The organism is Veillonella sp. AF36-20BH, from assembly GCF_003602765.1.
GTDB lineage: Bacteria > Bacillota > Negativicutes > Veillonellales > Veillonellaceae > Veillonella > Veillonella hominis.
The window spans coordinates 81234-106963 of the sequence record NZ_QTLR01000007.1; the positions used below are offsets into that span (position 1 = coordinate 81234).

At 39.7% G+C, this 25730-nt stretch carries 27 protein-coding genes; 2 read left to right on the forward strand and 25 right to left on the reverse strand.

The features are described from left to right. Positions 1 to 16: 16 nt before the first annotated feature. The 25 genes from DW000_RS08325 to rpsD form a co-directional block, all read right to left on the reverse strand. A complete protein-coding gene (locus tag DW000_RS08325; RefSeq protein ID WP_004695229.1) occupies positions 17 to 802 on the reverse strand; it encodes a YlmH/Sll1252 family protein in 786 nt (261 codons plus the stop codon). A 2-nt stretch (positions 803 to 804) separates the two neighbouring features. Then, positions 805 to 1599 (reverse strand): pyrroline-5-carboxylate reductase, encoded by a 795-nt coding sequence (proC, locus tag DW000_RS08330; protein WP_120056003.1) that lies wholly within the window; start codon positions 1597 to 1599, stop codon positions 805 to 807. Between the two features lie 26 nt (positions 1600 to 1625). Continuing rightward, a complete protein-coding gene (sepF, locus tag DW000_RS08335; protein WP_004695224.1) occupies positions 1626 to 2123 on the reverse strand; it encodes a cell division protein SepF in 498 nt (165 codons plus the stop codon). Positions 2124 to 2176: 53 nt separating this feature from the next. Next, entirely contained in the window at positions 2177 to 2863 is a 687-nt protein-coding gene (locus tag DW000_RS08340) for a YggS family pyridoxal phosphate-dependent enzyme (RefSeq protein WP_077707616.1), read from the reverse strand. A 173-nt stretch (positions 2864 to 3036) separates the two neighbouring features. After that, entirely contained in the window at positions 3037 to 3891 is an 855-nt protein-coding gene (locus DW000_RS08345; RefSeq protein WP_039965269.1) for a polyphenol oxidase family protein, read from the reverse strand. Between the two features lie 9 nt (positions 3892 to 3900). Next, positions 3901 to 5628 carry a radical SAM protein gene (locus DW000_RS08350; RefSeq protein WP_008602571.1) on the reverse strand — a complete coding sequence of 576 codons (1728 nt, stop codon included), beginning with the start codon at positions 5626 to 5628 and terminating at the stop codon, positions 3901 to 3903. 120 nt (positions 5629 to 5748) lie between these two features. Then, positions 5749 to 6468 (reverse strand): DUF421 domain-containing protein, encoded by a 720-nt coding sequence (locus DW000_RS08355; protein ID WP_038125705.1) that lies wholly within the window; start codon positions 6466 to 6468, stop codon positions 5749 to 5751. Positions 6469 to 6480: 12 nt separating this feature from the next. Continuing rightward, a complete protein-coding gene (locus DW000_RS08360; RefSeq protein WP_008602566.1) occupies positions 6481 to 6942 on the reverse strand; it encodes a DUF3290 family protein in 462 nt (153 codons plus the stop codon). A gap of 173 nt (positions 6943 to 7115) precedes the next feature. After that, positions 7116 to 8123 carry a ketol-acid reductoisomerase gene (gene ilvC / locus DW000_RS08365; RefSeq protein ID WP_004695212.1) on the reverse strand — a complete coding sequence of 336 codons (1008 nt, stop codon included), beginning with the start codon at positions 8121 to 8123 and terminating at the stop codon, positions 7116 to 7118. 141 nt (positions 8124 to 8264) lie between these two features. Continuing rightward, entirely contained in the window at positions 8265 to 9050 is a 786-nt protein-coding gene (locus DW000_RS08370; RefSeq protein ID WP_008714969.1) for an ABC transporter ATP-binding protein, read from the reverse strand. Positions 9051 to 9061: 11 nt separating this feature from the next. After that, the gene (gene ilvN, locus DW000_RS08375; RefSeq protein WP_004695208.1) at positions 9062 to 9550 is read right to left on the reverse strand and encodes an acetolactate synthase small subunit; all 489 of its coding nucleotides are present in this window, start codon (positions 9548 to 9550) and stop codon (positions 9062 to 9064) included. Then, entirely contained in the window at positions 9550 to 11259 is a 1710-nt protein-coding gene (gene ilvB / locus DW000_RS08380; protein WP_039965267.1) for a biosynthetic-type acetolactate synthase large subunit, read from the reverse strand. Before ilvB ends, ilvN begins: the two co-directional genes overlap by 1 nt. Positions 11260 to 11277: 18 nt before the next feature. Then, positions 11278 to 12501: a threonine ammonia-lyase gene (gene ilvA, locus DW000_RS08385; RefSeq protein WP_008602558.1), complete on the reverse strand. Its 1224-nt coding sequence runs from the start codon at positions 12499 to 12501 to the stop codon at positions 11278 to 11280. 42 nt (positions 12502 to 12543) lie between these two features. Beyond that, on the reverse strand, positions 12544 to 14214 hold the full coding sequence (gene ilvD / locus DW000_RS08390; RefSeq protein ID WP_008602556.1) for a dihydroxy-acid dehydratase: 1671 nt from the start codon (positions 14212 to 14214) through the stop codon (positions 12544 to 12546). A 535-nt stretch (positions 14215 to 14749) separates the two neighbouring features. After that, a complete protein-coding gene (locus DW000_RS08395) occupies positions 14750 to 16153 on the reverse strand; it encodes a DASS family sodium-coupled anion symporter (RefSeq protein ID WP_120056005.1) in 1404 nt (467 codons plus the stop codon). A 16-nt stretch (positions 16154 to 16169) separates the two neighbouring features. After that, a complete protein-coding gene (locus DW000_RS08400) occupies positions 16170 to 16613 on the reverse strand; it encodes a cupin domain-containing protein (protein WP_004696849.1) in 444 nt (147 codons plus the stop codon). 68 nt (positions 16614 to 16681) lie between these two features. Further along, on the reverse strand, positions 16682 to 16990 hold the full coding sequence (locus DW000_RS08405) for a heavy metal-associated domain-containing protein (RefSeq protein WP_120056007.1): 309 nt from the start codon (positions 16988 to 16990) through the stop codon (positions 16682 to 16684). A gap of 14 nt (positions 16991 to 17004) precedes the next feature. Continuing rightward, on the reverse strand, positions 17005 to 17247 hold the full coding sequence (locus DW000_RS08410) for a twin-arginine translocase TatA/TatE family subunit (protein WP_008602548.1): 243 nt from the start codon (positions 17245 to 17247) through the stop codon (positions 17005 to 17007). A 36-nt stretch (positions 17248 to 17283) separates the two neighbouring features. After that, positions 17284 to 18039, reverse strand: coding sequence for a 6-phosphogluconolactonase (gene pgl, locus DW000_RS08415; RefSeq protein WP_120056009.1), 756 nt, complete (start codon positions 18037 to 18039; stop codon positions 17284 to 17286). 170 nt (positions 18040 to 18209) lie between these two features. Further along, positions 18210 to 19001, reverse strand: a complete 792-nt coding sequence (locus DW000_RS08420; RefSeq protein ID WP_004695189.1) for an enoyl-CoA hydratase — start codon at positions 18999 to 19001, stop codon at positions 18210 to 18212. A gap of 535 nt (positions 19002 to 19536) precedes the next feature. Continuing rightward, the gene (locus DW000_RS08430) at positions 19537 to 20505 is read right to left on the reverse strand and encodes a toll/interleukin-1 receptor domain-containing protein (protein ID WP_120056013.1); all 969 of its coding nucleotides are present in this window, start codon (positions 20503 to 20505) and stop codon (positions 19537 to 19539) included. A 914-nt stretch (positions 20506 to 21419) separates the two neighbouring features. Beyond that, positions 21420 to 21812, reverse strand: coding sequence for a 30S ribosomal protein S9 (rpsI, locus tag DW000_RS08440; protein ID WP_004695188.1), 393 nt, complete (start codon positions 21810 to 21812; stop codon positions 21420 to 21422). 20 nt (positions 21813 to 21832) lie between these two features. Next, positions 21833 to 22273 carry a 50S ribosomal protein L13 gene (gene rplM, locus DW000_RS08445; protein WP_120056015.1) on the reverse strand — a complete coding sequence of 147 codons (441 nt, stop codon included), beginning with the start codon at positions 22271 to 22273 and terminating at the stop codon, positions 21833 to 21835. Positions 22274 to 22467: 194 nt separating this feature from the next. Beyond that, the gene (locus DW000_RS08450) at positions 22468 to 23229 is read right to left on the reverse strand and encodes a PDZ domain-containing protein (protein WP_120056017.1); all 762 of its coding nucleotides are present in this window, start codon (positions 23227 to 23229) and stop codon (positions 22468 to 22470) included. Positions 23230 to 23302: 73 nt separating this feature from the next. Next, complete coding sequence (rpsD, locus tag DW000_RS08455; protein ID WP_008602541.1) at positions 23303 to 23890, reverse strand: 30S ribosomal protein S4; 588 nt, start codon at positions 23888 to 23890, stop codon at positions 23303 to 23305. A gap of 297 nt (positions 23891 to 24187) precedes the next feature. On the opposite strand from rpsD, the gene DW000_RS08460 reads away from it, so the two are divergent. Both DW000_RS08460 and DW000_RS08465 read left to right on the forward strand, forming a co-directional pair. Next, entirely contained in the window at positions 24188 to 25087 is a 900-nt protein-coding gene (locus tag DW000_RS08460) for a LysR family transcriptional regulator (RefSeq protein WP_004695178.1), read from the forward strand. Positions 25088 to 25309: 222 nt separating this feature from the next. Further along, the gene (locus tag DW000_RS08465) at positions 25310 to 25633 is read left to right on the forward strand and encodes a YnfA family protein (protein WP_008602538.1); all 324 of its coding nucleotides are present in this window, start codon (positions 25310 to 25312) and stop codon (positions 25631 to 25633) included. Positions 25634 to 25730: the final 97 nt, after the last annotated feature.

The following is a 25730-nucleotide window of genomic DNA, read 5'->3' on the forward strand; positions in this document are numbered from 1 at the left end:
GCCGATTTTCAACTGCCTACATAAATCGTTTCAGATATACGCCGATACGCCCTTTACGAGAGGTACCTGTAATAGCTTCTACCTTCATTCGGCCACGACCACGCATGGATATAACATCCCCTTCTTTAACTTCTTGGGATGCCCCCTTAGCTGGTTGCCAGTTTACTTGTAATAAGCCCGCATTGATAGCACTCACTAGTTTAGTGCGCGATACACTAAAGCCAGAGCTGGCTACCGCATCTAAGCGCAAAGAGGCAACAGTAGTGCGGACTTCTTTAATTTTTTCTTCTTTTGGTGCTATATCTGATAACTCAATAGCCTCTACAGATACGGAAACCATAGCAATTTTCGTAAAGTTTTGAATTACGAAATCAGCCACGCTTTCATCCACCATAATCTGAGCGCCCCCTTGTTGGACGATAACGTCCCCAAATTTGGAGCGATCAATGCCTAGGCCCATTAAGGAGCCAAGCACATCGCGATGAGTGAGCAATCGGAACCGAGGGTCCCAATTCACCTTAAGGGCGCGAATGCCCATATCCACAGTACCGTTAAAGTCGCTGTCTACGAAAGCGATACGAATGCGTTCCGCCCCTTCATAGCCACCATCAGTTTTAACTGTTAACTGTGGGTAATTAGCCTTAATAGCATCTGCAATAACAAGGCCTGCAGGACTCGTAAAGTCCGCCACACGATAGGGACGACCTTTTACGACCTGCTCAGCCAAATCTAGCATGCGACGAGCTTCCTCGCCACTGCCACTGGCCTCGAAATATCGTATTAATTTACTAGTATCTGCCAAAATTATTTCCCCAACTCATTCGACCGAGCAAGACATGCTACTACGCCATCTTGGAGAGCACTGCGAAGTCCACCTTTTTCCATAGCACCAATACCGGCAATGGTAGTGCCACCTGGGCTTGTCACTTGATCTCGTAGTACCGCTGGATGATTGCCACTTTCAAGAGCCATCTTACCAGCGCCGTACATTGTTTGAGCCGCCGCCTTTATAGCCAACTGACGTGGTAAACCAATGCGAACGCCCGCATCAGCCAATGCATCAAGGATGACAAACATATAACCAGGGCCCGCACCAGATAACGCTCCTAAGCGATCTAAATCGGCTTCGCTCACCACTGCTACCTCGCCTACAGCTTCAAATAAGGCTTGTACAGCACGACCGAGGTCAGTATTCACATCATCCCCGGCGAGTGCCGTCATGCCAGCACCGATAGAAGCCGGTGTATTTGGCATAGCTCTAAACCAGTTAGCTTGTGGAATCGCCGCATCAAGAGTATCTAAGGTGACACCTGCGGCAACAGAAATCATAACAGTCCCATAAGGTACTTCTTTTAAAGTCTCTAACACAGATGGTAACACTTGTGGTTTTACAGCCAATAGAATAGTGTTATACTCGTTTACATTGGGCAATGTAGTAAAACCTACTACACCAAGCTCCTCTGTAAGAGCCTTACATTGTTCTTCGCGACGCACTAGAATGTGTGTATCACGTGCTTTCAACACACCATGCTGTAATGCTCCACGCAATAGAGCGCCACCCATTGAGCCAACGCCTATACATAGGGTTTTACCTAACATAGTTATCACCACCATTTATAGAGAGATTATTTGTTTTCCCAAGAGTATTCGTTTTGCTCAGTTGTGTTGCTTTCATTGTCATTATAATCAATGGAAATATTTACAGGTACACACATGAAAATGTCTTTACCTACTTTTTCCAATTTGCCATCCAATGCATAGGTCGCACCAGATACGAAATCTACAATACGAGCTGCTTCATGAGGGTCTGTATTTTCAAAATTAATCAATACAGGACGCATGTCGCGCAATTGATGTGTAATATTTTCAGAGTCTTCAAATACTTTTGGTTCAATTACAACTACTTTCATAGCTGTTGGACGTTGTGTCATCGTAGATTGGCCTCCTACCTTGCGTGGATGAAATTCAGATGCGCCGGACACGGGAGCCGCTGTTGCTACTGGGGTAGGTTCAGCTTCGTATTCCTCTTCATCTTCGTATTCGTAATCATCATATTCATAGTCATCATCAGTTCTGCCTAAGAATAAGTTTTTTGCTTTGTCTAAATAATCTCCCAATGCCATTTGGATTTCCTCCTAATACAATTAACGCTTCCGATTATCAGGTAACCCGAACCTTAATAATATACACGTTCCCCAAAAATTGCTGTGCCTACACGAACGATGTTAGCCCCTTCTTCCAAAGCGACCTCAAAGTCGTGAGTCATCCCCATAGATAAATATTGAATCTGCCCTTCTTCAAAGTAGCGTTTCATATCCTCAAACAAGGCATTCGCTACGCGGAAGATTGGACGAGCTTCCTGTGGATCATCGAAAAATGGTGCCATACACATCAAGCCTCGTACGCGTACATGAGGCAATGTTTTTGCATAGTCTCGTATTTCTGGAAACTCTTCAACGGTCATTCCCGTTTTAGAAGCTTCGCGGGCCACATTGACTTGCAATAATACATCTTGTATCTTGTCGTGCTTTGTAGCAACCTTTTCGATTTCATCTAATAATTTACGGCTATCCACAGAATGAATTAAATCAAACATAGGAACCGCTTGACGCACCTTATTGACCTGTAAATGGCCAATTAAATGCCATGTTAATTGTGGCCCCTTATAGGTTAGCTGTTTTTCTTTGGCTTCTTGTACTCGATTTTCCCCTACATGAGTGACACCGAGCCGTGCGACCTCTTCCACAGCCGACACAGGGTGATTCTTTGTAACTGCCACTAATAATGCTGTATCTACGCGACCAACACGCGCCATAGCATCAGCCATGCGCTGCTGTATAGCGTGTAGGGATTCTTCAATCATGTGAATGCCCCCTTCAATCTATATATCATAATCATCAAATATATTTGTATAGACTATTTTATTATATAGTATTTAAGGTCAAATGTACATGATTTAAGGCTATCCCCTCCACAAATCCAAGCAAATATAATAAAAATATCATACGTTATTATGATTCCTGTGAAAGTCGAGTTTTATCGTTCTTGTAACATCGCAAATAAAGCCATACGACCGGTTCGACCTGCCTCTCGACGATAGGAATAACAATCTACTTCCGTTACACTATCGGTACCACCAATCGTGATGTTCTCTGGAGGAACGCCATTTACAACGAGATCCTCACCAATAAAGTTCCATAAATTGATATAAGCCTTGTCCAATTTATCAGCAGAATAATTGACAACATCAGATGAATCTCGGTCTGTCATATCTCTCCAAGCCAATTCAAAGCGTTTACCTAGTTCTACATCTACTTCAAAAGACTCAGGTCCAATACTAGGCCCAAGATATATATAGCAATCTTTGAACTCGGTCCCATACGCCTCTTTCATGGCCTCAATGGTAAGGACTGGTAAACGGCCAATGGCACCACGCCAACCTGCATGCGCCGTAGCAATCGCATGATGTTTAGCATCGTAAATACCTACGCCAACGCAGTCTGCTGTGAACAGAAATAATGGCACATGCGGTAGATTTGTAAATACCGCATCACAATCATCGATAGCGGTATCTTCTCCAAAAGCACCTGCCCCAACAAGGTCTTCTGTGATTTCTACAGCCTTTAAACCATGGACTTGATTGCCACAAGAAATACGGTTTGGTTCAACACCTAAATATTTCACAATAATAGCTCGATTTTCTCGTACGCTTTGAGCTTCATCCCCTACATGAAACGCTAGGTTTAATGATTCATAAGGGGCTTTAGATACGCCACCATGACGATAAGTATCGCCCATTACAATAGGAAATCGATCAACCCAGCTTGGCGCCTCATAAGACCATGTTCCATGAGGGCCTTTCACATCTATACGTTTTACAGATTGATTCATCTGTTCCTCCTATTTACAAACGCCACAGCGTTTACAACCTGCTGCACATGGAGGGGTATATGCTTCATCGAGGGATCGTTGCCATTCCATTTCAAGATACCCCTCCTGCATGCCCATGTCTAAATGGCTCCACGGCAAGAATTCATCAAAACTGCGTTCACGATAATTCATATTATCCATATCCAGGCCAGCAGCCTTCATTTCGGACTTAAAAGATTTACTGCCTCGATCGGCTGCACATGCTGCAATAACAGCGCCTAAGCGGCGATCCCCACGAGCAAGAACGCCTTGAATATACGCCTCTTTAGGCGACTCTACGAGAACCTCGATGCGGCGATTCTTTTGCAATGCTTTCTTTATGTATTGTAACTTTTTCTCCACCACTTTTTGGTTATCCATGGCCATCCATTGGAACGGTGTAAAAGGTTTAGGAATAAACGGATTAATACTGAGCGTTAAACGACCTTTACAGCCTACTTTTTCCATATGAGCCTGTGTTCTTTCCGCAAGACCTACAATAGCCTCAATGTCCTCATCGGTTTCCGTTGGCAACCCAATCATAATATACAAGCGCATATGCTGAATACCTGACTTCGCAGATAAGGTGGCTGCATTTTGTAAATGCTCTTCACTGATTCCCTTGTTAATGACCCGACGCAAACGTTCACTGCCCGTTTCTGGCGCAATGGTAATCGTCTTTTGTCCACTATCCGCTAGTCCATCCACCACGGCTTGTGTTAACGAGTCAGCACGCAAGGATGCACAAGAGTAACGCATATCTTTAGAGCGAATATAATTAACGAGTTCGTCTACCTCAGGATAATCCGAGATAGCAGCGCCCATGAGGCCTACCTTTTTACCTAGCTTTTCTGCGCGCTCTACGCCTTCTTTCAAAATGTCTAAAGGACGTACACGAGGTACGCGGAAGCAATACCCAGCCATACAGAAGCGACAATGACGACCGCACCCACGGGCTACTTCAATGATATACATAGCACCAAATTCAGTATAGTTCGTAGCCACTACCGTTTCACCACCGCTAGTGAGCATTTCAAAGTGCCGTTTAATCGTTTTAGGCACGCCCTCTGCAATATCATAGCCTTTAAATTCACCGTCTTCACTGTAAATCGGCACATATAAGGATGGTACATACACGCCCGATATATCCGCTAATTGACGTAAAATAGTATGGCGATCCAAGCCTTCCATTTTTCCATCTCGAATGATATCTAGTACACGACTTACGATGCCTTCCCCTTCACCGATGATGAAAGCATCAATAAAATCAGCAAAAGGCTCAGGGTTGAAGGTCGCACAAGGGCCCCCTGCAATAACGATAGGATCAAACTCGGTACGGTCTTTTCCCATGATAGGGACTCGGCCATGACGCAACATCAAAGGAATATGGAAATAGTCCATTTCAAAGGTAACATCAAAAGCGACTACATCAAATTGATGCATAGGCCGTTGTGTTTCAACGCTCATAAGGGGAGTCTTAGTCTTATCGTAAGCTTCTAATTCCTTTTTCTCAGGCAAGAAAATCCGTTCGCAAACGCTATCATTTCGCAAATTGATTTCCTCATAAATGATATGAAGTCCAAGATTACTCATGCCCACGAAGTATGTATTTGGATAGACGATGGCCACCTTTTGCCCTGCATGAGGATTTACTGTTACCCGACTATCTTCATCTTTATATAATTCTTGTAATCGATCTATTAAATCTTTACGATTCACTAATTTCCTTTCTATATAAGCCCACTACGAATAGTGGGCTTAATAACATTATATATATTATTTATATATTTATAAGACTACGAAATACGTATCTCGCCTATACTATAAGAGCAATAGATATTATAATTTAGATTTCAATTTATCTTTAGTATAATTGGTCTTACTTTTAAGAGTGCTTACAATTTGTGGACGATGTTTTCTTTCGTAAGGATATACAACAACTTTTCCATCTTTATATTCTGCAATATATATATCCTTAACAGAGTATCCTTGAGCTTGGATTTCTTGTTCAAGCCACTCTCTATCTTTTTCAATTACATCGAGGGTAAACTGATTAATTTGACCATCATCGATAAGATCAAATCGGATATTATCTTCACCGAATTGAACCACGTTGAGCTGACCGTTTTGCTCCAATACGGCACGCTTAACATCCGTAACATATTGAACACCGGCAGCACGAAGTTTTAATTTAAGTTCAGCCGCTTGTATACCATAACGCATACATTCTTCTGTTAGAATATGACCTTTTTCGATTACTATAACTGGATGACCATCAAGAATTGCTTTAAAAATACGAAGATTCCCTTTTAAAAACTTAAGAGTCATTACGAGGATAGTCCATAAAATAAGGACTAACATAAATTGTAAAATACCAATTTGATCATTGTAAATAATGGCACCGATAATACCACCAAGTACGTAGTTTTGCAGTTGATCTAAGGCAGAGGTTGGGGCTAAATTGCCCTTACCCATTAAATTGATTTGTAAAATAATCGCCAAGAGACCGATGGCGAGTTTTGCAAAGACCATCCCATAGACGGCCATAGCTTCTGTCATATGTGGTCCTCCTTATTGTAATGCATCCTCTTTATCGTGAATTCGATCTATAGGGCTTACCTTATAAACACGTGTAATAGTATAGGTTGAAAATTCTGGATTAAATTGAACCTCATAGTAAGCGTCACTTACTTTTAAAATCATACCATTACGAATCTTTAAGGAGTTAACCGCCAATTGGTCGCTCGGTACGGAACGATCTGAACTAAAAGAATGTAAAAATTGAGCCATACGAGAGGAGTCCTCAGAATAGGTTTTCATCCGATTATACTCTTGGTATTCAAGCCCTAAGAAGAACACTACGATTAAAGACAATATAATCATCAGGTCACGATAGCGACTAGTAAAACCATTTCGCAATACTTGTACTCCCAAAATGAGTAATGCTAACAGAACAGCTACAATTATAATAAAGCCCCAAGTTTGACCTATTACAGCCTGACTTTCAACATAGGCTAATGTGTAAAAATCCATGCTACACTCCTTTCAAATATTACTTTTTATTATACCATATTTGATTCCAATATTTTCGATGTAATCGTCAAGATGGCCCAAAATAATGTAAGAAAAGATAAAAAATAGCGACCCCTTACGGGGTCGCTTTTAATAAGCATATAATCTCACAAAAGATTACCTAAGTAATACTCTTATTTTAACCAGCTCATCAAGTTGCGAAGTTCTGCGCCAACTGGTTCAATTGGATGATTAGCAGCTGCTTCACGATGTTCTTTAAGGAATTTTTGACCATTTTTAGAATCTGCTAAGAATTCATCAGCAAATTTACCAGATTGAATATCCGCCAAGATTTGTTCCATAGCTTTTTTAGTATCTGCAGTGATTACGCGAGGACCTGCATGGTAATCGCCGTATTCAGCAGTGTTGGAGATGGAGTGGCGCATTTTTTGGAAGCCACCTTCGTAGATAAGGTCTACGATTAATTTCATTTCATGCAAGCATTCGAAGTAAGCGTTAACAGGTTCATAACCAGCTTCAGTTAATACTTCAAAGCCAGTTTTGATCAACTCAGTAACACCACCACACAATACAGCTTGTTCACCAAAGAGGTCAGTTTCAGTTTCGGATTTGAAGTTAGTTTCCAAAATACCAGAACGGCCACCACCGATACCAGATGCCCATGCTAATGCCACTTCTTCAGTATCGCCAGATGGGTCTTTTTCTACAGCGTACAAACAAGGAACGCCAGAACCTTCTTGGTATGTACGACGAACTAAATGACCAGGACCTTTAGGAGCTACCATGAATACATTGATGTCTTCACGAGGTACGATTTTACCAAAGTGAATGTTAAAGCCATGAGCAAATGCCAAGTACGCACCTTGTTTCAAGTTTGGAGCAATATCTTGTGCATATACGTCTGCTTGCAATTCGTCTGGAATCAATACCATAACGATATCAGCGCCTTTAACGGCTTCTGCAGTTTCTTTTACTGTAAGACCTGCTTCTTCAGCCGCTTTCCAGCTAGAAGAACCACCGCGAAGACCAATTGTTACGTCCATACCATTTTCTTTCAAGTTCAATGCATGAGCATGACCTTGGGAACCGTAACCTAACACTGTAATTTTTTTGCCTTCCAATTTGCTTAAATTACAATCTGCATCATAATAAACTGTAGTACCTAAAATTTTACCTGCCATATTAGACAACCTCCAAACATATTCAATAGAATATAGATTATATATACTGTACACAATCTAACAAATTTTTGCAAGATGTGGCGTACATTAATTTAGTATCAGTAAGCCGAGTTTTAAGCCTCTGATAAAAAAATTTGATAACTAGCGAACCATCACCCATGGACGATCATCTTTCCATACAACTTGTACGGAAAGTCCAAAGACATCAGATAAAATATCATCAGTTAGTACCTTGTGTTTAGGACCTGCATGAATCATCTTACCCTCTCGCAAGATAGCTACATGAGTAATAAACGATAGTATCTCTTCAATTTGATGTGACACATAGATAATCGGTGTCTGCTGCTCAGCTACCAAAGTGGATACGGTGCGTAAAAACTGCTCCCTCGCTGGTAAGTCCAAACCAGAGCAAGGCTCATCCAAAATCAATAATTCTGGATTTGCCATAATAGACCTCGCTAACAATACCCGGCGCTGTTCGCCAGCAGATAAGGTGCGAAAACGATGACCTTCCAAATAGTCTAGTCCAAATTCAGATAATAATTGCATACCTCGTTGGCGCACCTCAGGTGCTACCTCTTGGTATATACCAATACTACTAAATGCACCAGAAATAACGATATCTTCAACGACTTGTTTATCCAAGGTTGACTGAAATTGTCCAAGCGCAGAGCTAACAAATCCTAGTCTAGCCTTGATTTTGGGCCACGCATATTTACCAAATTCCTTGCCAAACACACGTAAAGTACCCGTTGTGGGAATTTGATAAGCAGGTATCATGCTGAGCAGCGTCGATTTACCAGCCCCATTAAGCCCTAATAAAGCCCAATGTTCACCGTCCTCTATATGCCAATTTACATTATCTAAAATAGGTCTACCATCACGGCGAAAGCAGACATTTTCATAATGGAGTAATTCACGCCCCACGTTATCAGCTCCTACATTTTTTCTCCACGGCTCATAGCGGTGATACCTGTTTTGGCAATTTCAAGAATACCATAGGTTTCCATAATTTGAATGAAGCCGCGTAATTTTTCTACACTGCCAATGACTTCAATGATCATAGATGTAGGAGAAATATCTAACACATTACCACGATATACATCGGCAATCTGTACAATTTGTGATCTTGTGGAAGCAGATGCTTTTACCTTGATAAGCATTAACTCACGGCATACCACATCATGATCTTCAAACACTTTAACCTTAACAACATCGATAAGCTTGTAGATTTGTTTTTGCACTTGATCGAGAATTCGGTCATCGGCCTCTACAGTAATAGTAATACGTGCATAACCTGGCTGATTTGTAATGCCAGATGTCATTTTTGTAACGTTAAAGCCACGACGGTTAAAGAGTGCCAAAATACGTGTACCAATACCCGGTGCATTTTTTGCAATGATTAAGACTTGATGTTCTTTCGCCATTATAGCACCCCTTTCTTACCCATCATACCGCTTATCGTGCCGCCTGCTGGAATCATTGGTAATACATTATCCTCTCGTTCAACGCGACAATCCAAGACAATGCTTTCATCCGATGTAATGTATGATTTAAATTCTTTGTTGAAAGTTTCAACATTATCTAGACGCGCTGCTTTCAAGTCAAATGCATCTGCGAGTTTCACGAAGTTCGGACTCACTTCCAAATCTACATAGGAGTAGCGTCTATCATTGAAGATTTCTTGCCATTGACGAACCATACCAAGATAGCCGTTGTTAATAATAATAATCTTGATTGGCAAATTATATTGGCGAACCATCATGAGCTCTTCACAAGTCATTTGGAACCCACCATCACCGACAACAAGGATAACTTGCTTCTTAGGCGCCCCTACTTGAGCCCCAATAGCCGCCGGCAAACCATACCCCATGGTACCCGCACCGCCAGAGGTAACGATAGTATGAGGTTTTTTATGAGTTAAGAATTGAGCCGCCCACATTTGATGTTGACCGACGTCACTTACGATTATGGCATCTTCCTTGGCAATCTTATTAAGCTCAGATAACACATATTGTGCATGCAATACATCATTTTTAGACTCAGGGATTACCATAGGGTATTCCGCTTGCCATTCTCGGATTTGCTCAAGCCACGCTTCATGAGTTGTAGGTTCTACAAGAGCATTAAGCTCCGTTAATACCTGTTTTAAATCCCCTACGATAGGCACATTGATTGTAACATTCTTATCAATTTCAGCTGGGTCGATATCAATATGGATGATTTTAGCTTTTTTACAGAAGAAATCTGGATGGCCTGTGATGCGGTCATGGAAACGAATCCCTGCAGCAATCACGAGATCTGCCTCATCTGTACTATTATTAGCTGCAACAGAACCGTGCATACCAACCATACCAAGAGCCAATTCGTGATCTCCTGGGAAACCACCAAGACCAACTAATGTATTCGTCACCGGAATTTGAGCCTTTTCAGCTAATTCTTTAAGCTCATCCATAGCACCAGACTTTAATACGCCTGCCCCAGCAATGATAAGTGGACGCTTTGCATTTTTGATGAGAGTAGCTGCTTTTTTGATTTGACCTTGATGACCTTTATAGGTTGGATCATAGCCTTCAAGATGAATAGGTACTTCGTACAATTTGTTGTATTCCGCCATGGATATTTTCTCGGTTTGAATATCCTTCGGAATATCGATAAGTACAGGGCCTGGGCGACCTGTGCCAGCAATAAAGTACGCCTCTTTAATGATGCGAGGCAAATCATGAATATCTTGAACAAGATAGTTATGCTTGGTTATAGGCATCGTAATACCTTGGATATCCGCCTCTTGAAAAGAGTCCTTACCGATAAAGGGCCGGCCAACCTGACCTGTAATGGCCACCATAGGTACGGAATCCATGTACGCAGTCATAATACCTGTTACAAGATTCGTTGCACCAGGACCAGACGTAGCAAGACATACACCTACGCGACCAGATACGCGAGCATAACCATCTGCTGCATGTGCAGCACCTTGTTCATGACGAACAAAGTAATGTTTAATTTCAGGGAAGCTATATATTTCATCATAAATTGGAATTACCGCGCCACCTGGATAGCCGAACATATCGGTTACACCAAGGCGATGCAATGTTTCAAGGACAATGCGTGCCCCATTGATTGTTTCTGCGCTCATAGGAACCCTTTCACCCAGCTATTCAGACAATATCTCGCTGGAATTTAAACGTTTAATAATGTAGCCATTATGTTTGAAAGTATCAATAATGTGTTGGATGTGCTCTTCACCATTTGTTTCTACCGTTACTTGCAATTCCACTTCATGGAAACGGTCAAGGTTTTTGAACTGATTATGGTCAAGTTTAATAACATTTGCATCTGCATCGGCTAACATTTGAGATACAGCCACTAACTGGCCTGGTTTATCAGGAAGGTTAACGGAGAAAGTAAAGATACGACCACGTACGACAAGACCTTTATTAATCATAGAGGAAATGGTAAGTACGTCGATATTACCTCCACTGACAATGGCTACAACCTTTTTACCTGTGCAGTTCAATTTTCTAAGACCTGCCAATGGTAAAATACCGGAATTTTCTGCTACTAATTTATGTTTTTCAACAAGCAACAGGAATGCTTCCATCAATTCGTAGTCTGAAACAGTAATAATGTCATCTACATATTGCTTGATATATTCTAATGTAGTTTCCCCAATTTGGCGTACTGCCGTACCATCTGCAATCGTCGCTACTTCATCGAGTGGTACCGGATGATCAGCCTTTAATGCAGCGATTGCACTTGCGGCACCTTCAGGCTCTACACCGATAATCTTAACGCGCGGATTTTTTAACTTTGCCGCTGCCGCAATACCAGATACGATACCACCGCCCCCAACAGGAACAAGCAATACATCTGCATCAGGAAGTTCATCGAGAACCTCGAGAGCAATTGTCCCTTGCCCTTCGATGACATCTTCATCATCGAAGGGATGGACGAACACATAACCATGTTCTTGTTGGAGTTCCATCGCTTTTTGGCAAGCTTCATCATAGATTTCACCATGTAATACGACATCTGCGCCGTACTGTTTTGTTGCATTAACCTTTATAAGAGGCGTGTGTTTCGGCATAACAATAGTCGCTTTAATGCCAAGGCGTTTCGCAGCAAGGGCCACGCCTTGTGCATGATTACCAGCAGACGCAGCGATAACACCGCGCGCCTTTTCCTCTTCTGTCAGCTTTGCAATTTTATTATAAGCTCCACGAACCTTAAAAGAGCCTGTTATTTGCAAGTTTTCTGGCTTGATATATACATCATTTTCGCACTCGTCAGAAAACACATCGCTGTGAAGCAATTTCGTTTTCACCGTGATTGTGCTCAAGCGCTCACGAGCCTCCATAAAATCATATAACTTATACATATACACGGTCTCCTCTAGTTAGTATTAAATGAAAGTCTAGTATTAGTCTTCAAATACTTCGATAGCACCTTGTGCAGCAGAGGATACGTGAAGAGCGTATTTTTTAAGATATCCAGTTACATTGGATTTGAACGGTTTCAATGCAGCTTTACGACGAGTGATTTCATCATCAGATACAGCTAGTTCCAATTTACCGTTTGGAATATCGATGTTGATAATATCACCATTTTCAACGATGGCAATGGTACCGCCTGCAGCTGCTTCTGGAGATACATGTCCGATGGATGCACCACGAGTAGCACCGGAGAAGCGTCCATCTGTCAACAATGCTACATCTTTATCTAGACCCATACCGGCAATCATAGATGTTGGAGTCAACATTTCACGCATACCAGGACCGCCTTTAGGGCCTTCGTAACGGATAACTACAACATCACCTTTCACGATTTTACCGCCTGTAATAGCTTCAACCGCTTCTTCTTCACTGTTGAATACCTTTGCTGGACCAGAGTGAACAAGCATATCTGCATCTACGGCACCGGCTTTTACAACGGAACCATCTACAGCAAGGTTACCTTTAAGAACCGCGATACCACCAGTTTCATGTACTGGATTATCCCATGGGTGAATAACATCTTCATCCACAACATGAGCTGCCGCTGCAATTTCACCTTGTGTTTTAAGAGCAACAGTTTTGCAATCTGTATGAAGGCGACCATTTTCTGCTAAACGTTTCAACACGGCAGATACACCACCTGCAGCGTACAAGTCTTCAATGAAGTATACGCCAGATGGAGATAATTTAGATAATTGAGGTGTATTTTGAGCGATGCGATCAAAATCGTCTAAGGATAATGGTACACCTGCTTCGTGAGCAATAGCCGGTAAATGAAGCGCCGTATTAGAGGAACCGCCCAAAGCCATATCAAGAGCTACCGCATTTTCAAAGGCTTCACGAGTCATAATATCTTTAGGGCGAAGGTTTGCTTTTAATATCTCTACCGCTTGCATACCAGCTAACTTAGCTAAACGCAAACGTTCAGAATATACCGCTGGGATTGTACCATTGCCAGGAAGGCCCATACCGAGAGCTTCTGTTAAGCAGTTCATTGTATTTGCCGTATACATACCAGAGCAAGAACCACATGTAGGACATGCCGTATTTTCGATATCAGCTAACTCAGCATCATCCATTTCACCAGTTTGATGTTTGCCTACGGCTTCGAATACGTCGGACAAACCAATTTTTTTACCTTTATGTACACCAGCGAGCATGGCCCCACCAGATACGAATACAGATGGGATATTAAGGCGAGCAGCTGCAATCAACATGCCTGGCACTACCTTATCGCAATTTGGAATGAATACCATCGCATCGAATGGTGTAGCCATAGCAGTAGCTTCGATAGAATCTGCAATGATATTACGTGTAACTAAGGAGTATTTCATGCCGATATGGTTCATTGCCAAACCATCGCAAATACCGATAGTATTGAACTCGATTGGCACACCACCTGCGTTGCGAATACCGTCTTTTACGGCTTGTACAATATTTTTCAGGCCTACGTGACCAGGGATGATTTCATTGAAAGAGTTGGCAATACCGATGACTGGTCTACCCATTTCTTCATCAACAAAACCCAGAGCTTTTAATAAAGATCTGTGTGGTGCACGTGCTACGCCTGTTTTCAAATTGTCACTTCTACAACTCATGTTAATCTCCTCACTTTTGAAAGCATCCACTTGGACAGCTTTCACGACGCATAAAAAAAGACGATTCCAATGAATCGTCTTAAAAGTTTACAAATGATATTCCTTTTGTTTACAGAATTCCTATATACATAAATAATCCTATGTACCCCTTGGAAAATATACACATAAGAAACAAACCATATAGTCAAATCTTATTGATTGTATATTAAACCATTCGCGGAACTTCTAAGACAAAAACGTGTTAAGTTGTTGTTCATAATTCGAATGTCATTAATAATCACGACTAGCGCAATAATCAATAAGCTAATGACTAAACCTAACATGTTTCCTCCTAAAATATTCTGTAATAATAATCACGGAATAATAATAACACGTTATATTATCCCGCGCAAGATAATTCACAATAAATTCTATAGATTCATCATAGTTTTTTTATGAAGTTCACCATACCCAAAAACTATAGCAAACCTAGTAAGGTATAAAAAATATAGATATAACAAGAAAAATCCCTCACCGTAGTGAGGGATTGAATATATTATAAAATACCAAAGAGCCACATGCCAAAAGTGCCGCCCCAGAAATGAATAAGAAAACTTACCACAGAAATGGCAAGGCCTACGCGCCACCACGTACCTTGTGGCACATAACCAGCACCGAAGAAGATCGGTGTTACACCTGAACTATAGTGAGTCAATGTACAGCCAGGGCTGTTCATCAAACCAAAGAGCAATATCGTAAACGGAATAGGAGCCCCCATCGCCACTAAAATAGCTGCAAAGGCGGAGAACAGAGCCGTAATACGCGCCGTACCACTAGCAAAGAAATACTGAGAATACACAAAGGTAGCGGAAATGATAAAGGATGCCCAGAACCAATCAAAGCCAGCTAGATGTTGACTTATAAAGTCTGCAAACACAGCTACTACACCGAGTTTACCAAGCAGTCCAGCCATGCCCACAAGCGTACCCATCCAGATAAGGATATCCCAGCCGGTGCGTTCACCCAAAATATCCTCCCACGTAAGGGATCCTGTTACAACACACGCTAGAACCCCCATCATCGCAACAACTGTAGGATGAAGCTTAGTCCAAATTGCTGTAGCCCAAAGCAAGATGCAAAGTACAAAGATAATAGCAACAGAAATTTCAGCCTTCGTAATAGGTCCAAGAGCCTCTAGTTCTTTTTGAGCCATTGCAGCAGCCTCTGGTGTTTCCTTGATTTCTGGTGGATAGATTTTATAGATGAACCAAGGCATCAAAATCATACAAATCACACCAGGAATGACACCTGCTTGGAACCATTCCCACCAAGATATATCATAGCCAAACAGTTTAGCACCTAAAGACGTAATAAGCAAATTACCGCTACATGCGGTCAAGAAGATCGTCACAGTAATAGTGTTAATAGTATGTGCTGTCGTCATCAAGTACGCCCCAATGCGGCGGGCCGTATTACCATAAGGTTCAGAACCAAAAGCTAAGGAAATATTTTGTACAATGGGGAATACAATACCACCGCCACGCGCCGTATTAGATGGTGTAGCTGGAGAAATAATCAAGTCCGTACAAGCCAACGCATAGGCAAGCTTTAATGAGCTTGTGCCAAAAGAACGAATCAAGGTGTACGCAATACGCTTACCAAGACCAGAATTAATAATACCTCGTGAAAAGAATACCGCCACTACGATAAGCCACACATTCGCCTCTGCATAGCCACCTAGAGCCTGTACCATAGTGATGGAATTAGTGGCTACGGCTACAACAATACCAAAAAGCGCCATAATGCCCGTTGGCCAGGGACGTAAGATAAAGCCCACAATAGTAGCCGTAAAGATAGCTAATAAATGCCAACCTTCAGGCTTGATTGCCTCTGTATGAGGTAAAAACCAAATAACGAGGCCCACTAAAACGGTAAGGCCCGCTCGTGTAAAAGTATTCATAAAACCTCCATCAGGCTTAACAACTTTCCAAGAATTCTTTGATCTTAGGATTTGCTCGTAACATTTCCATCTCTTCAGGGGATAATAACTTTACCTTATCTCGATCTTGATTTACCAAGCAAAGAAAACCAATATAATCACCCTTATTAGCACGGAACTGATGAATTGTTTTGCCTGGAATTTCGATAAAATCACCAGCTTCTACATCGTGGATTTCATCGCCCAATAAGACTTGCCCCTTGCCGCGAAATATCATAACCATATGCGTATGATCGTGATACTCCAAGGTAGAATATCCCCCTGGCAAACATTCAAAATAGCGGAATTGACACGGAATATCATAAGCACCATCATATAATACTTGACGTGTTACATCTTTAAAAGGACTACCATCTTGTTTATATACCAAGGTTTCAATACCATCCCACTTAAAATTTTTAGCATCAAACTTACGTATCATCGTATTACCTCTTTAAACAAAAAAGGGCTGCATCGAAACAAGGTTTCAATACAGCTCCATCGGTTCGATTATTTGAAGAGACGTTTCAAAGTGCCTAGTAATCCATGACTATGTTTTTGTACACTGTCTGCAACGCCTGTCACTTCAAAGCCAGTTCGTTCAATGGCTTTTGTAATAACTTCTACAGATGCTTTTGTTGGATCAAAAGAAACGGTAGCTGTCTTTTCTGGCAAATCTACTTCTGCACTTAATACGCCAGGCAAACCTAGAGATGCACCTTCAACTGTTTCTTTACAGTTGTTGCACATCATCCCCGGTACAGTAAATACCTTTGTTACAACGCCATTATCTTCGCCACAACCACAATCTTTGCACATAGTGTTACCTCCTATTAATCCTTAGCTTCTTTATGTTTATCGTCGTTCTTAGCCCCTGCTGTCACATCGATAGTAGTCGCTTTCTTAACGGCTTCTTTCGTTTCATCAACAGCCTTTTTAGGCCCCGAAATAGCATCTTTAAACTCATTGATGCCTTTACCAATAGCTTTACCGACTTCAGGCAATTTACCAGGTCCGAAGATAACTAGAGCAATCACTAATATAACTATTAATTCAGGTGTTCCTATAGACCCCATATGTATCTCCTTTATTTTTACTACTACTTATACTCTTTAGTGTACATCATCATAGGCTGCCTTGTCCACATACCAAGTCATAGCTTCTTGTGAAAGCACCGCTCCAGGCAATACACGACCAATGCGTTTTTCCCAAGGTAAATCCTCGTAATCTTCGCGTTGATACAATACCTTTGTCAAAGCAGTTCGCTTACTTTCACCAGTTACGGTAAACCAAACCGCATCAGATTTTGCTAAGAACGAAAAGGTCATAGAAATACGTTCCCATACCTTTCCATCCTCAACGGCTACCACGTCTTGATCTGTGACACGCAATGCATGAGAGCCTGCAAATAGGCCAGCTGTATGACCATCTTCACCAAGATCGAGCAATGCCAAATCTAAGCCACTTTTTTTACAGGCCTTGAGAACAGTCTTAACCTCTTTCTCGTATTCTGCTGCTGCTTCTATTACAGTTTTAGAATCTGTATTGATTGGCAAGAAATGAGCCGCCCCTTTCGCCTTGCACAACAAGTAAGGTTTCACGCGATTGAAGTAATTATCCTCATGAGATTGCGGCAAGAATCGCTCATCAGTCCACACAAAGAATATGCGTTCCCAATTGAGGCGTTCAATATATTCTGGGGAATTAAGCAATTCTAATAAACCATTAATAACAGTCCCGCCTGTAATACCAACAACACACGTTTCAGTGCGATTGATTTCCTCGTTGGTGAAAGCAATAAAATCCTCTGCCAATGCTTGAACTACATCGCTAGGGCTGTCATAACATTTAATTGTATCTTGAGCCATGTAATAATGACCTCCTAAAACTATTTCAATAGTTCTATTATATACACTTTTTCTGTGTAATGAAAGCAAAACCGATGTAACTCGATAGTTGGAGCCACATCGGTTCTAATTATATTTATATTTACCTATGAATTACAGAAAATTCCATTCCGTATATTCATAAATCAATATTATTGTTGACCAAATTTAGGACGGCGACGCTCTGTGAAAGCACGTACACCTTCTTTAAAGTCCTCTGAAAGGCCTAATGCACATTGGTTTTCTACTTCAAACTTCTTGTACTCTTCCCAACCTGCTAAAAAGCTATTCCACATCATTTCCTTCATAACGCGGTAAGATTGTGCAGGTCCTTTTGCCAATTTTTCAACAAGGCGTCTTGTAGCGGTCTCTAAATCTTCTAATTCACAAACCTTATACACAAAGCCAAGTTCCTTACCCTTTTCAGCAGATACGGCTTCACCGGTCATAACAATATGCATAGCACGGTTCATACCAATGGAGCGAGTCAATAAGAATAAACCGCCCGCATCAGGAGCAAGACCTACGTTTACGAAGGCTTGAATAAAGCGTACATTATTAGCTGCTACAACAAAATCGGCAGCTAAAGCCATATTAAATGCCGCACCTGCTGCAGCCCCTTGAAGGCTCATGATAACAGGTTTTGGTAACTTCTTCATGGCCATAGAAATCTCAGCTACCAACTCAACGATTTCAAATAAAGACTCAGTATCCCCTTCGTTTACAGCGCGCTCCATCTCTGTTAAATCGCCACCCGCAGAGAATACCTTACCCTCTGCATTGATAAGCAACGCTCGAACGCTTTCATCATTATGAGCTTTATCTAAGACCTCAAGGATCTCCTTACACATCTCGATATTAAAACCATTGGCTACGGTTGGACGATTAAAGGTCAACGTACCAATGCCGTTGTCCACTACGTACTGAATTGTATTATAAATCATATGAGTTCTCCTATATAAAAATCTATTTTCGAAAAAATTCGATTATTATATATCTATTATAGGAGAATTAAATATAGATGTAAATAAGATTAATAATATTAAAAAATAAGTACTTTCACACACACATGATGAAAATCAACATCTTTTAAATTACAACCATTAAATACTACTTTACAAAATCTACTACTCTTAAAGCTTGTATTCTTTAGATTAACAAACATAAAGTCCACATTAATGAGCCTTGCCGTTCTCATAAAACATTTGGTCATGTGACCGGCTCTATACATAACATTATTAAATTCTATTTCATTAAAACAACAATTATGAATATTGATTAAATATTGATATGAATTTTTATGACCACGTAGTTCCTTAGGCCAATTTGTCAGATTAAAAGGGAGGTTCTTCCCTAATTTATTTCTATTCAGCCTTCTTTTTTGTAGTTGCTTTTTCCTTTATAATTTTCTACTAACCAAATCATAACCTCACTAAATATATACTTATTTTGTAGGGTTGTTTTCTTTCTTAAAATTTATTAAACTTCTTCGTTCATAATAAAATCATCCGTAATATCAATAGGATTTAAAATTCGATATTGAAGAGTAACCTTACTTTCTAATTCATCTTCGCTACTCACATATACATTCTGTACTTTACCAATGGCAATAAAATTATTTTTATTTACCCAAACAATACCATCGCCAACCCCAAGAGTTGTACCCCACTTAAACGGAACCAATGCATCAATTGGAATATCAGAGGTGCGCCTAATTACATCAAATGCTATAAAGTTGTGAATACGAAATGTCTTTTGAACTTTATTATAAGAGTATATACTATTTCCCCCTCTAGTAGACCAGTGAGTAGTAAAATCCATTGGAGCTAAACCTATCTGAAAATCTCCATCATTCAATAAATATTGAAATGTGACGATACCTTCCGGTTGACACTCAAAATTCATCAAATTTATTGTATCAGCCAATAACTTGAATGTTTCTACATCATTATAATAATTTTCAATCCTCGTTTGGGGCTCTACACTATCAGCAGATAACGTTTCATCTCTTAATGTACTAATAAGCTCAAAAATTTTCTTTCTATTATCTTGAGAATATGGCTCAACAAAATTCAATGCACTAACAAACTTACCTTCAAAAAATGATGGCAAATGTATATATTTTCCCGTTTCAATAATTGGAATTATAAATTTACTATAAGAGTTCTCTTTTAGCAACATAAACTCATTATATACACCTGTACCAATTTTCTGCATCTTTTTTAAATAGGTCTCAGTACAAATACATAATACAAATCTTGATGTACTTATTCCCTCAGACATAAACGCATCCAATTTTGTTCCAGGATAATTTTCATATACATCAAGAAGAACTTCAAAACCCCATTTTTTTAAATAAACCGCCAACCATTGGGTAAAACTTTTTACCTTTTGATCTTTTTCCTCTGCGTCTTCCCACGCATAAGAAATAAAAACTTTTTTCTTCATTTTTTTCTCCCCATAATGTGTCTAACACTGACCTTCACTACTTATTTTTTATTATACCATGATGTCTATGATATAAAATTATATGAATCACATTAAAAGTAATCTTAATTGGATCTGTCTTTCAAGCAAACTGTTTTTTGGCAGTTCAGGAAAACAACAAATTAAAAATATTTACAGTTATTTCTACTAAAATTCCTCTAAGTTTTCACATAAGCCATCAAATGCTTGTATTATTTATTTTATAGAGTAGCTTATTTATATAAGGGTTAATTACTAAAAATGCTATTACTCATTCCACTTAAGAAAACTAACTTGAACTCATAAAATTTGTAATTCTTACTCCAAGAGAGTATTGGAAGGGACTATACTGCAGTAATAATTTATTAAATTCATTACTTACAAAACTTATCTTTATTACTATTTTTAAAACTAAAAAATTAAATTAGAACCACCTATTTAACTGACTATTTGCTCATGTATTATAGTCCCCTCAGTACTAATTCAGTGTCTAAAGGCACAAGTTCTCACTGAGATCAATCCGCGTTCTCATTGAATCGTAGCCTCCCCCTTATATTCACATAAACCGCTCAATATTTCACGTAAACTATTTCTGTACTGATTATATATAACTTACAATTTACAATTAGGTATAAATACTATCCGGTATTTGCATAGCTATATTATGTGCGCGAGACTTTCTGTCGTTGTTGCTATATAAATCATCTTTCTTTTGCATATAATGTGACTTAAACATCTACATTATATTTAAACAAGGTCATTTTTTTTATAATTTTCATTTCAGCCCCCACATAGCTGGTAGTTTTATGATTCGCGACTCCGTCACGAATCAGTCTAAAGACACAAAAAACACCTGCAGACATTGTCTGCAGGTGTAATAACCTGTATTCCAAATATTAACGTTTGGAGAATTGGCTTGCTTTGCGGGCTTTTTTAAGACCGTATTTTTTACGTTCTTTCATACGTGGGTCACGAGTCAAGAAGCCAGCTTTTTTCAAAGATTGACGAAGTTCGCCATCTACGTCCAATAACGCACGGGAGATACCGTGACGAATTGCACCAGCTTGACCGGAAGGACCGCCACCAGCTACAGTTGCGATAACATCGTATTGTTCAACTGTGTTAGTCAAGTTCAAAGGTTGTTTTACGATCAATTCCAAAGTTTGGCGACCGAAATAATCATTAAGTTCACGTTTGTTAACAGTGATTTTACCTGTTCCCGGTACCAGACGAACTCTAGCAACGGAAGATTTTCTACGACCAGTGCCGTAATATTGTGCTACTGCCATTATATATTCCTCCCTCTAGATTATCGTACGGAAATTTCTAACACTTCTGGTTTTTGAGCTGCATGTGGATGCTCAGGACCAGCGTATACGTTTAATTTGCGGTATTGTTGTGCACCCAATTTATTTTTTGGAAGCATACCACGAACTGCCATTTCAACAACACGTTCAGGTTGTTTTTCAAGCATCATGGACAATTTAGTGAAACGGGAACCACCTGGGTAACCAGAGTGACGGAAATATTCCTTTTGTTCCAATTTTTTACCAGTTACGCGAATTTTTTCTGCGTTTACAACGATCACATAGTCACCAGTATCTACGTGTGGTGTGAAAGTTGGTTTATTTTTGCCCCGAAGAACTTTTGCAACTTCGGCAGCAAGGCGTCCTAAAGTTTTACCTTCAGCGTCAACAACATACCATTTCCGTTCGATTGTGCTCGGATTGGCCATATATGTAGTTTTCATGCTGCATATCCTCCTAATAACGTCATAATTCTACCAAAATCAGCTTGTCCTTTGCTTCCGGGGCTAATGGAAACACGACTAAAGCTTACTCAAAATAGTATACAGATTTTATGGGTTTGTGTCAATTAAAAGTTACTATGATTTTTGTCTTAAAGCCTATCTATTTACGAGCCCCATGGATTGACTATAATATCCTATTCAAACATTTCAGTTTTAGGGTTCCAATAACCCGTTTCTAATGTTATATCCTTCTCTACACCACTATTACTTGCTATCGTTACAATCTCTTTTTCTTTTGCCTCAATATTATTAGAAATATTAAAAGTATTAGTATCCTTTATAAACTTAATCTTTTGTCCATTGACCTTTACAATTAAATCTCCAACTTTTAATCCAGCTTTTTCAGCAGGACTATTAGGATCGATTTTTTCAATTGGATATCCTTTTTTACCTTTTGTACGACTAAGAGTGTATCCATTTGTATATCCGCCATCAAAATGTAGTTTGATTTTATTTAAAATTATTCTTTCTGATTCATCAGTGCTCGTTCTTTCAACACCAAAGCCACCTTTTTGTAGACTATATAGCTCAGCATTTTCAGAATAAGATACCTCACTACCTAAATGCTTTAAAGATGTAGATATAGTAAAATATGTATAGCGATTTGTTTTTACAGAAGCTTCACCAAACAATCCCACTCTTAACTTTTTCGCTGAGTTAAATACTATCATCTCAGAACTATCGCTACCTATTTGTAATGCATTAACTCCCTGCTGAGGAATTAAAGTAACTGTCGAATTTGGATGTCTCAACTCTTTGTTTATTAAAATATATGATTTAATTTCCATTGGTGTTGCATTATTGATTTGAATCGATGCAGCTATTGCAGTAGATAGAGAAAATAATATTAATAGACCTGTACATAAAGCCCATTTTTTTAATCTAGATATTACCATAATTAGCCCTTTTTTAATAATACAATATATAGAAATACCCGCAGTGCATAGCACTGCGGGCAATAGCGCCAAATTATTTGGAGTACAATTCGACGATAAGTGTTTCGTTAACTTCGATAGGAAGTTCTTCACGTTGAGGAAGACGAGTGAAAGTAGCTTTGAAGCCGTCCAAGTCTTTTTCAATGTAAGGAAGTTCGAAAGAACGAAGTTCTTGGAAGTTGGTTTTGAACATTTCGTTGTCACGAGATGCTTCGCGTAATTCGATTACATCGCCTGGTTTGCAGGAGAAGGAAGGAATGTCTACGCGACGGCCGTTTACCAAGATGTGGCCATGGTTTACCATTTGACGAGCTTGACGAATGGAGTTACCGAAACCGATGCGATATACAAGGTTGTCAAGACGTTGTTCCAAAAGGATCAACATGTTTTGACCTGTAACACCTTGCATTTTTTTCGCTTTATCATAATAGCGTACGAACTGGCGTTCTAGCAAGTTGTAGTAAGCTTTAACTTTTTGTTTTTCTAATAATTGTGTGCCATACTCAGACATTTTCTTCTGACGTTGGTCTTTTTTGACGCGATTCAAGGCTTTTGCGTGACCGAATACGTTCACACCAAAGCGACGACAAAGTTTGAATCGAGCCTCTCTTCTCGTTGCCATGTGATTATCACCTCATAAGATTAAAATAAACTTGTACCTACACATAATGGTACCCAAGTATAATATCATTTTCATCTACTTATGTCAATTATTGATAATAGTGAAAGTTATTGAAATAAGTGCATAATCACATTTTTTGATTACACTTTTTTACGATAATACTACTCTCTATATCGATTGTGCATGTTTCATCATATTTTATAGATTTAGATGAAAAATCAATTATAGTATGCTACAATATGAATAAGTAAGGTAATAGGTATCATTGGATTCTTATAACTAAATTGGGGGAATAGCATGAAAGAGTTACCTACAATGCAAGAGCTACAAAGTTTTATTACCTATAATAAAACAGGAAGCTTTACATTAGCAGCACAATCTATGAATATTACACAGTCAGCTTTCAGCGCTCAAATGAAAAAATTAGAGCGTTTAGTTGGTGTAAAATTAATCTCCCGTTCTACAAGAGGTAGCCGTTTAACACCAGAAGGTGAGTTATTTCTACCAGAAGCAGAACAAGTTCTCGACACATTGGAACGAGCTATCCAATCCATTCGTTTGGCCAGCAAGGTTGAACGACCAATTCTAAACATTGGCGTATTACGTAGTCTCGGGGATATCCGTCTAAATGGTTACGTATCCCACTTCTTCCAAAACCATCCTGAATTCTCTGTCAGTATTTACGATATGGAGGAAGAAGAATTGATGCTCGACTTGCGCGAAAATCGCATCGACATTGCATTACTCTATTTGCCAAACAATAAGGATATGTCCGCATATGAATCCACCGCTCTTAGAGAAGACGAATTTGTATACTATGCACCAAACTTAGTGAACGGTATGGAAACGGCTAGTTTGAAAGCTATCCAGCAGCAACCATTGCTCATGTATCCTCCTAAATACTTTATGTACCGCACATTAAAAAACTATGTTGGAAACGGTCAGCAAAACCTACATATCCGCGGTAGCCGCCTGTCCAATCCATATACAATGATTGACTATTGTCAAAAGAATAAATCTGGCTGCATTGTAGCACGTCAAATTTTAAGTTCCTTAAATATCAATGATGGCTTTGTACCTTTAGAAAAACCATTCAAACTTCAAGTGTGTTTCGCATTTAAGAAGAACAATTCTAAAACAGAAACCATGCATACCTTCATGGATTATGTACAAAGCGAATCACCACCACGTTTATAAAAAATAACAAAACCTCGTATACTTTTTTAGGTGTACGGGGTTTTGTTATTTTCACAACACGACTCAATTCCATCACTACTAAAATCTATATTTAAGTAAATTTTATCTTTCATTCTAAACGATAAATAGTCTAAGGGTATAAAATAATTGCTCTCTTCTAACTCAGGTTGTAAAATAGAGAATAGATTTCAATTAATACTGCAAGAATACAGTGAGGTTACTATGCTCTTATCTATTCTCTTCTTTATATTGGCAGGACTTGCGGAAATCGGTGGTGGGTATCTCGTATGGCTCTATATGCGCGATGACAAAGGACCGATTTACCTGATCGCAGGTGCATTTATATTATTTTTATACGGTATTATCCCTACCTTTCAACCAGAAGCTAGTTTTGGTAAGGTTTACGCCGCCTATGGCGGTGTATTCATTGCCCTCTCTATTCTCTGGGGCTGGCTTGTGGACGGCTTGCGACCAGACATGTACGACATCATCGGTGGTATCGTATGTCTTGTAGGTGTATATATCATCATGTACGCACCGCGATAATTTTACATACTAAAAAACGGTTATCCGAAGATAACCGTTTACTTTGGTGGACGATGACAGGATCGAACTGCCGACATCCTGCTTGTAAGGCAGGCGC

Excerpts from the sequence above, each read along its gene's own strand:
- ilvA (WP_008602558.1), bottom strand. The coding sequence starts at position 12,501 with ATGTATAAGTTATATGATTTTATGGAGGCTCGTGAGCGCTTGAGCACA.
- rpsD (WP_008602541.1), bottom strand. The coding sequence starts at position 23,890 with ATGGCAACGAGAAGAGAGGCTCGATTCAAACTTTGTCGTCGCTTTGGT.
- DW000_RS08460 (WP_004695178.1), top strand. The coding sequence starts at position 24,188 with ATGAAAGAGTTACCTACAATGCAAGAGCTACAAAGTTTTATTACCTAT.
- DW000_RS08340 (WP_077707616.1), bottom strand. The coding sequence starts at position 2,863 with ATGATTGAAGAATCCCTACACGCTATACAGCAGCGCATGGCTGATGCT.
- DW000_RS08430 (WP_120056013.1), bottom strand. The coding sequence starts at position 20,505 with ATGAAGAAAAAAGTTTTTATTTCTTATGCGTGGGAAGACGCAGAGGAA.
- DW000_RS08420 (WP_004695189.1), bottom strand. The coding sequence starts at position 19,001 with ATGATTTATAATACAATTCAGTACGTAGTGGACAACGGCATTGGTACG.
- proC (WP_120056003.1), bottom strand. The coding sequence starts at position 1,599 with ATGTTAGGTAAAACCCTATGTATAGGCGTTGGCTCAATGGGTGGCGCT.
- DW000_RS08360 (WP_008602566.1), bottom strand. The coding sequence starts at position 6,942 with ATGGATTTTTACACATTAGCCTATGTTGAAAGTCAGGCTGTAATAGGT.
- DW000_RS08405 (WP_120056007.1), bottom strand. The coding sequence starts at position 16,990 with ATGTGCAAAGATTGTGGTTGTGGCGAAGATAATGGCGTTGTAACAAAG.
- DW000_RS08410 (WP_008602548.1), bottom strand. The coding sequence starts at position 17,247 with ATGGGGTCTATAGGAACACCTGAATTAATAGTTATATTAGTGATTGCT.
- rpsI (WP_004695188.1), bottom strand. The coding sequence starts at position 21,812 with ATGGCAGTAGCACAATATTACGGCACTGGTCGTAGAAAATCTTCCGTT.
- pgl (WP_120056009.1), bottom strand. The coding sequence starts at position 18,039 with ATGGCTCAAGATACAATTAAATGTTATGACAGCCCTAGCGATGTAGTT.
- rplM (WP_120056015.1), bottom strand. The coding sequence starts at position 22,273 with ATGAAAACTACATATATGGCCAATCCGAGCACAATCGAACGGAAATGG.
- ilvC (WP_004695212.1), bottom strand. The coding sequence starts at position 8,123 with ATGGCAGGTAAAATTTTAGGTACTACAGTTTATTATGATGCAGATTGT.
- DW000_RS08345 (WP_039965269.1), bottom strand. The coding sequence starts at position 3,891 with ATGAATCAATCTGTAAAACGTATAGATGTGAAAGGCCCTCATGGAACA.
- DW000_RS08450 (WP_120056017.1), bottom strand. The coding sequence starts at position 23,229 with ATGGTAATATCTAGATTAAAAAAATGGGCTTTATGTACAGGTCTATTA.
- DW000_RS08465 (WP_008602538.1), top strand. The coding sequence starts at position 25,310 with ATGCTCTTATCTATTCTCTTCTTTATATTGGCAGGACTTGCGGAAATC.
- DW000_RS08355 (WP_038125705.1), bottom strand. The coding sequence starts at position 6,468 with ATGACAGAAGCTATGGCCGTCTATGGGATGGTCTTTGCAAAACTCGCC.
- DW000_RS08395 (WP_120056005.1), bottom strand. The coding sequence starts at position 16,153 with ATGAATACTTTTACACGAGCGGGCCTTACCGTTTTAGTGGGCCTCGTT.
- ilvB (WP_039965267.1), bottom strand. The coding sequence starts at position 11,259 with ATGAGCGCAGAAACAATCAATGGGGCACGCATTGTCCTTGAAACATTG.
- DW000_RS08400 (WP_004696849.1), bottom strand. The coding sequence starts at position 16,613 with ATGATACGTAAGTTTGATGCTAAAAATTTTAAGTGGGATGGTATTGAA.
- ilvD (WP_008602556.1), bottom strand. The coding sequence starts at position 14,214 with ATGAGTTGTAGAAGTGACAATTTGAAAACAGGCGTAGCACGTGCACCA.
- ilvN (WP_004695208.1), bottom strand. The coding sequence starts at position 9,550 with ATGGCGAAAGAACATCAAGTCTTAATCATTGCAAAAAATGCACCGGGT.
- sepF (WP_004695224.1), bottom strand. The coding sequence starts at position 2,123 with ATGGCATTGGGAGATTATTTAGACAAAGCAAAAAACTTATTCTTAGGC.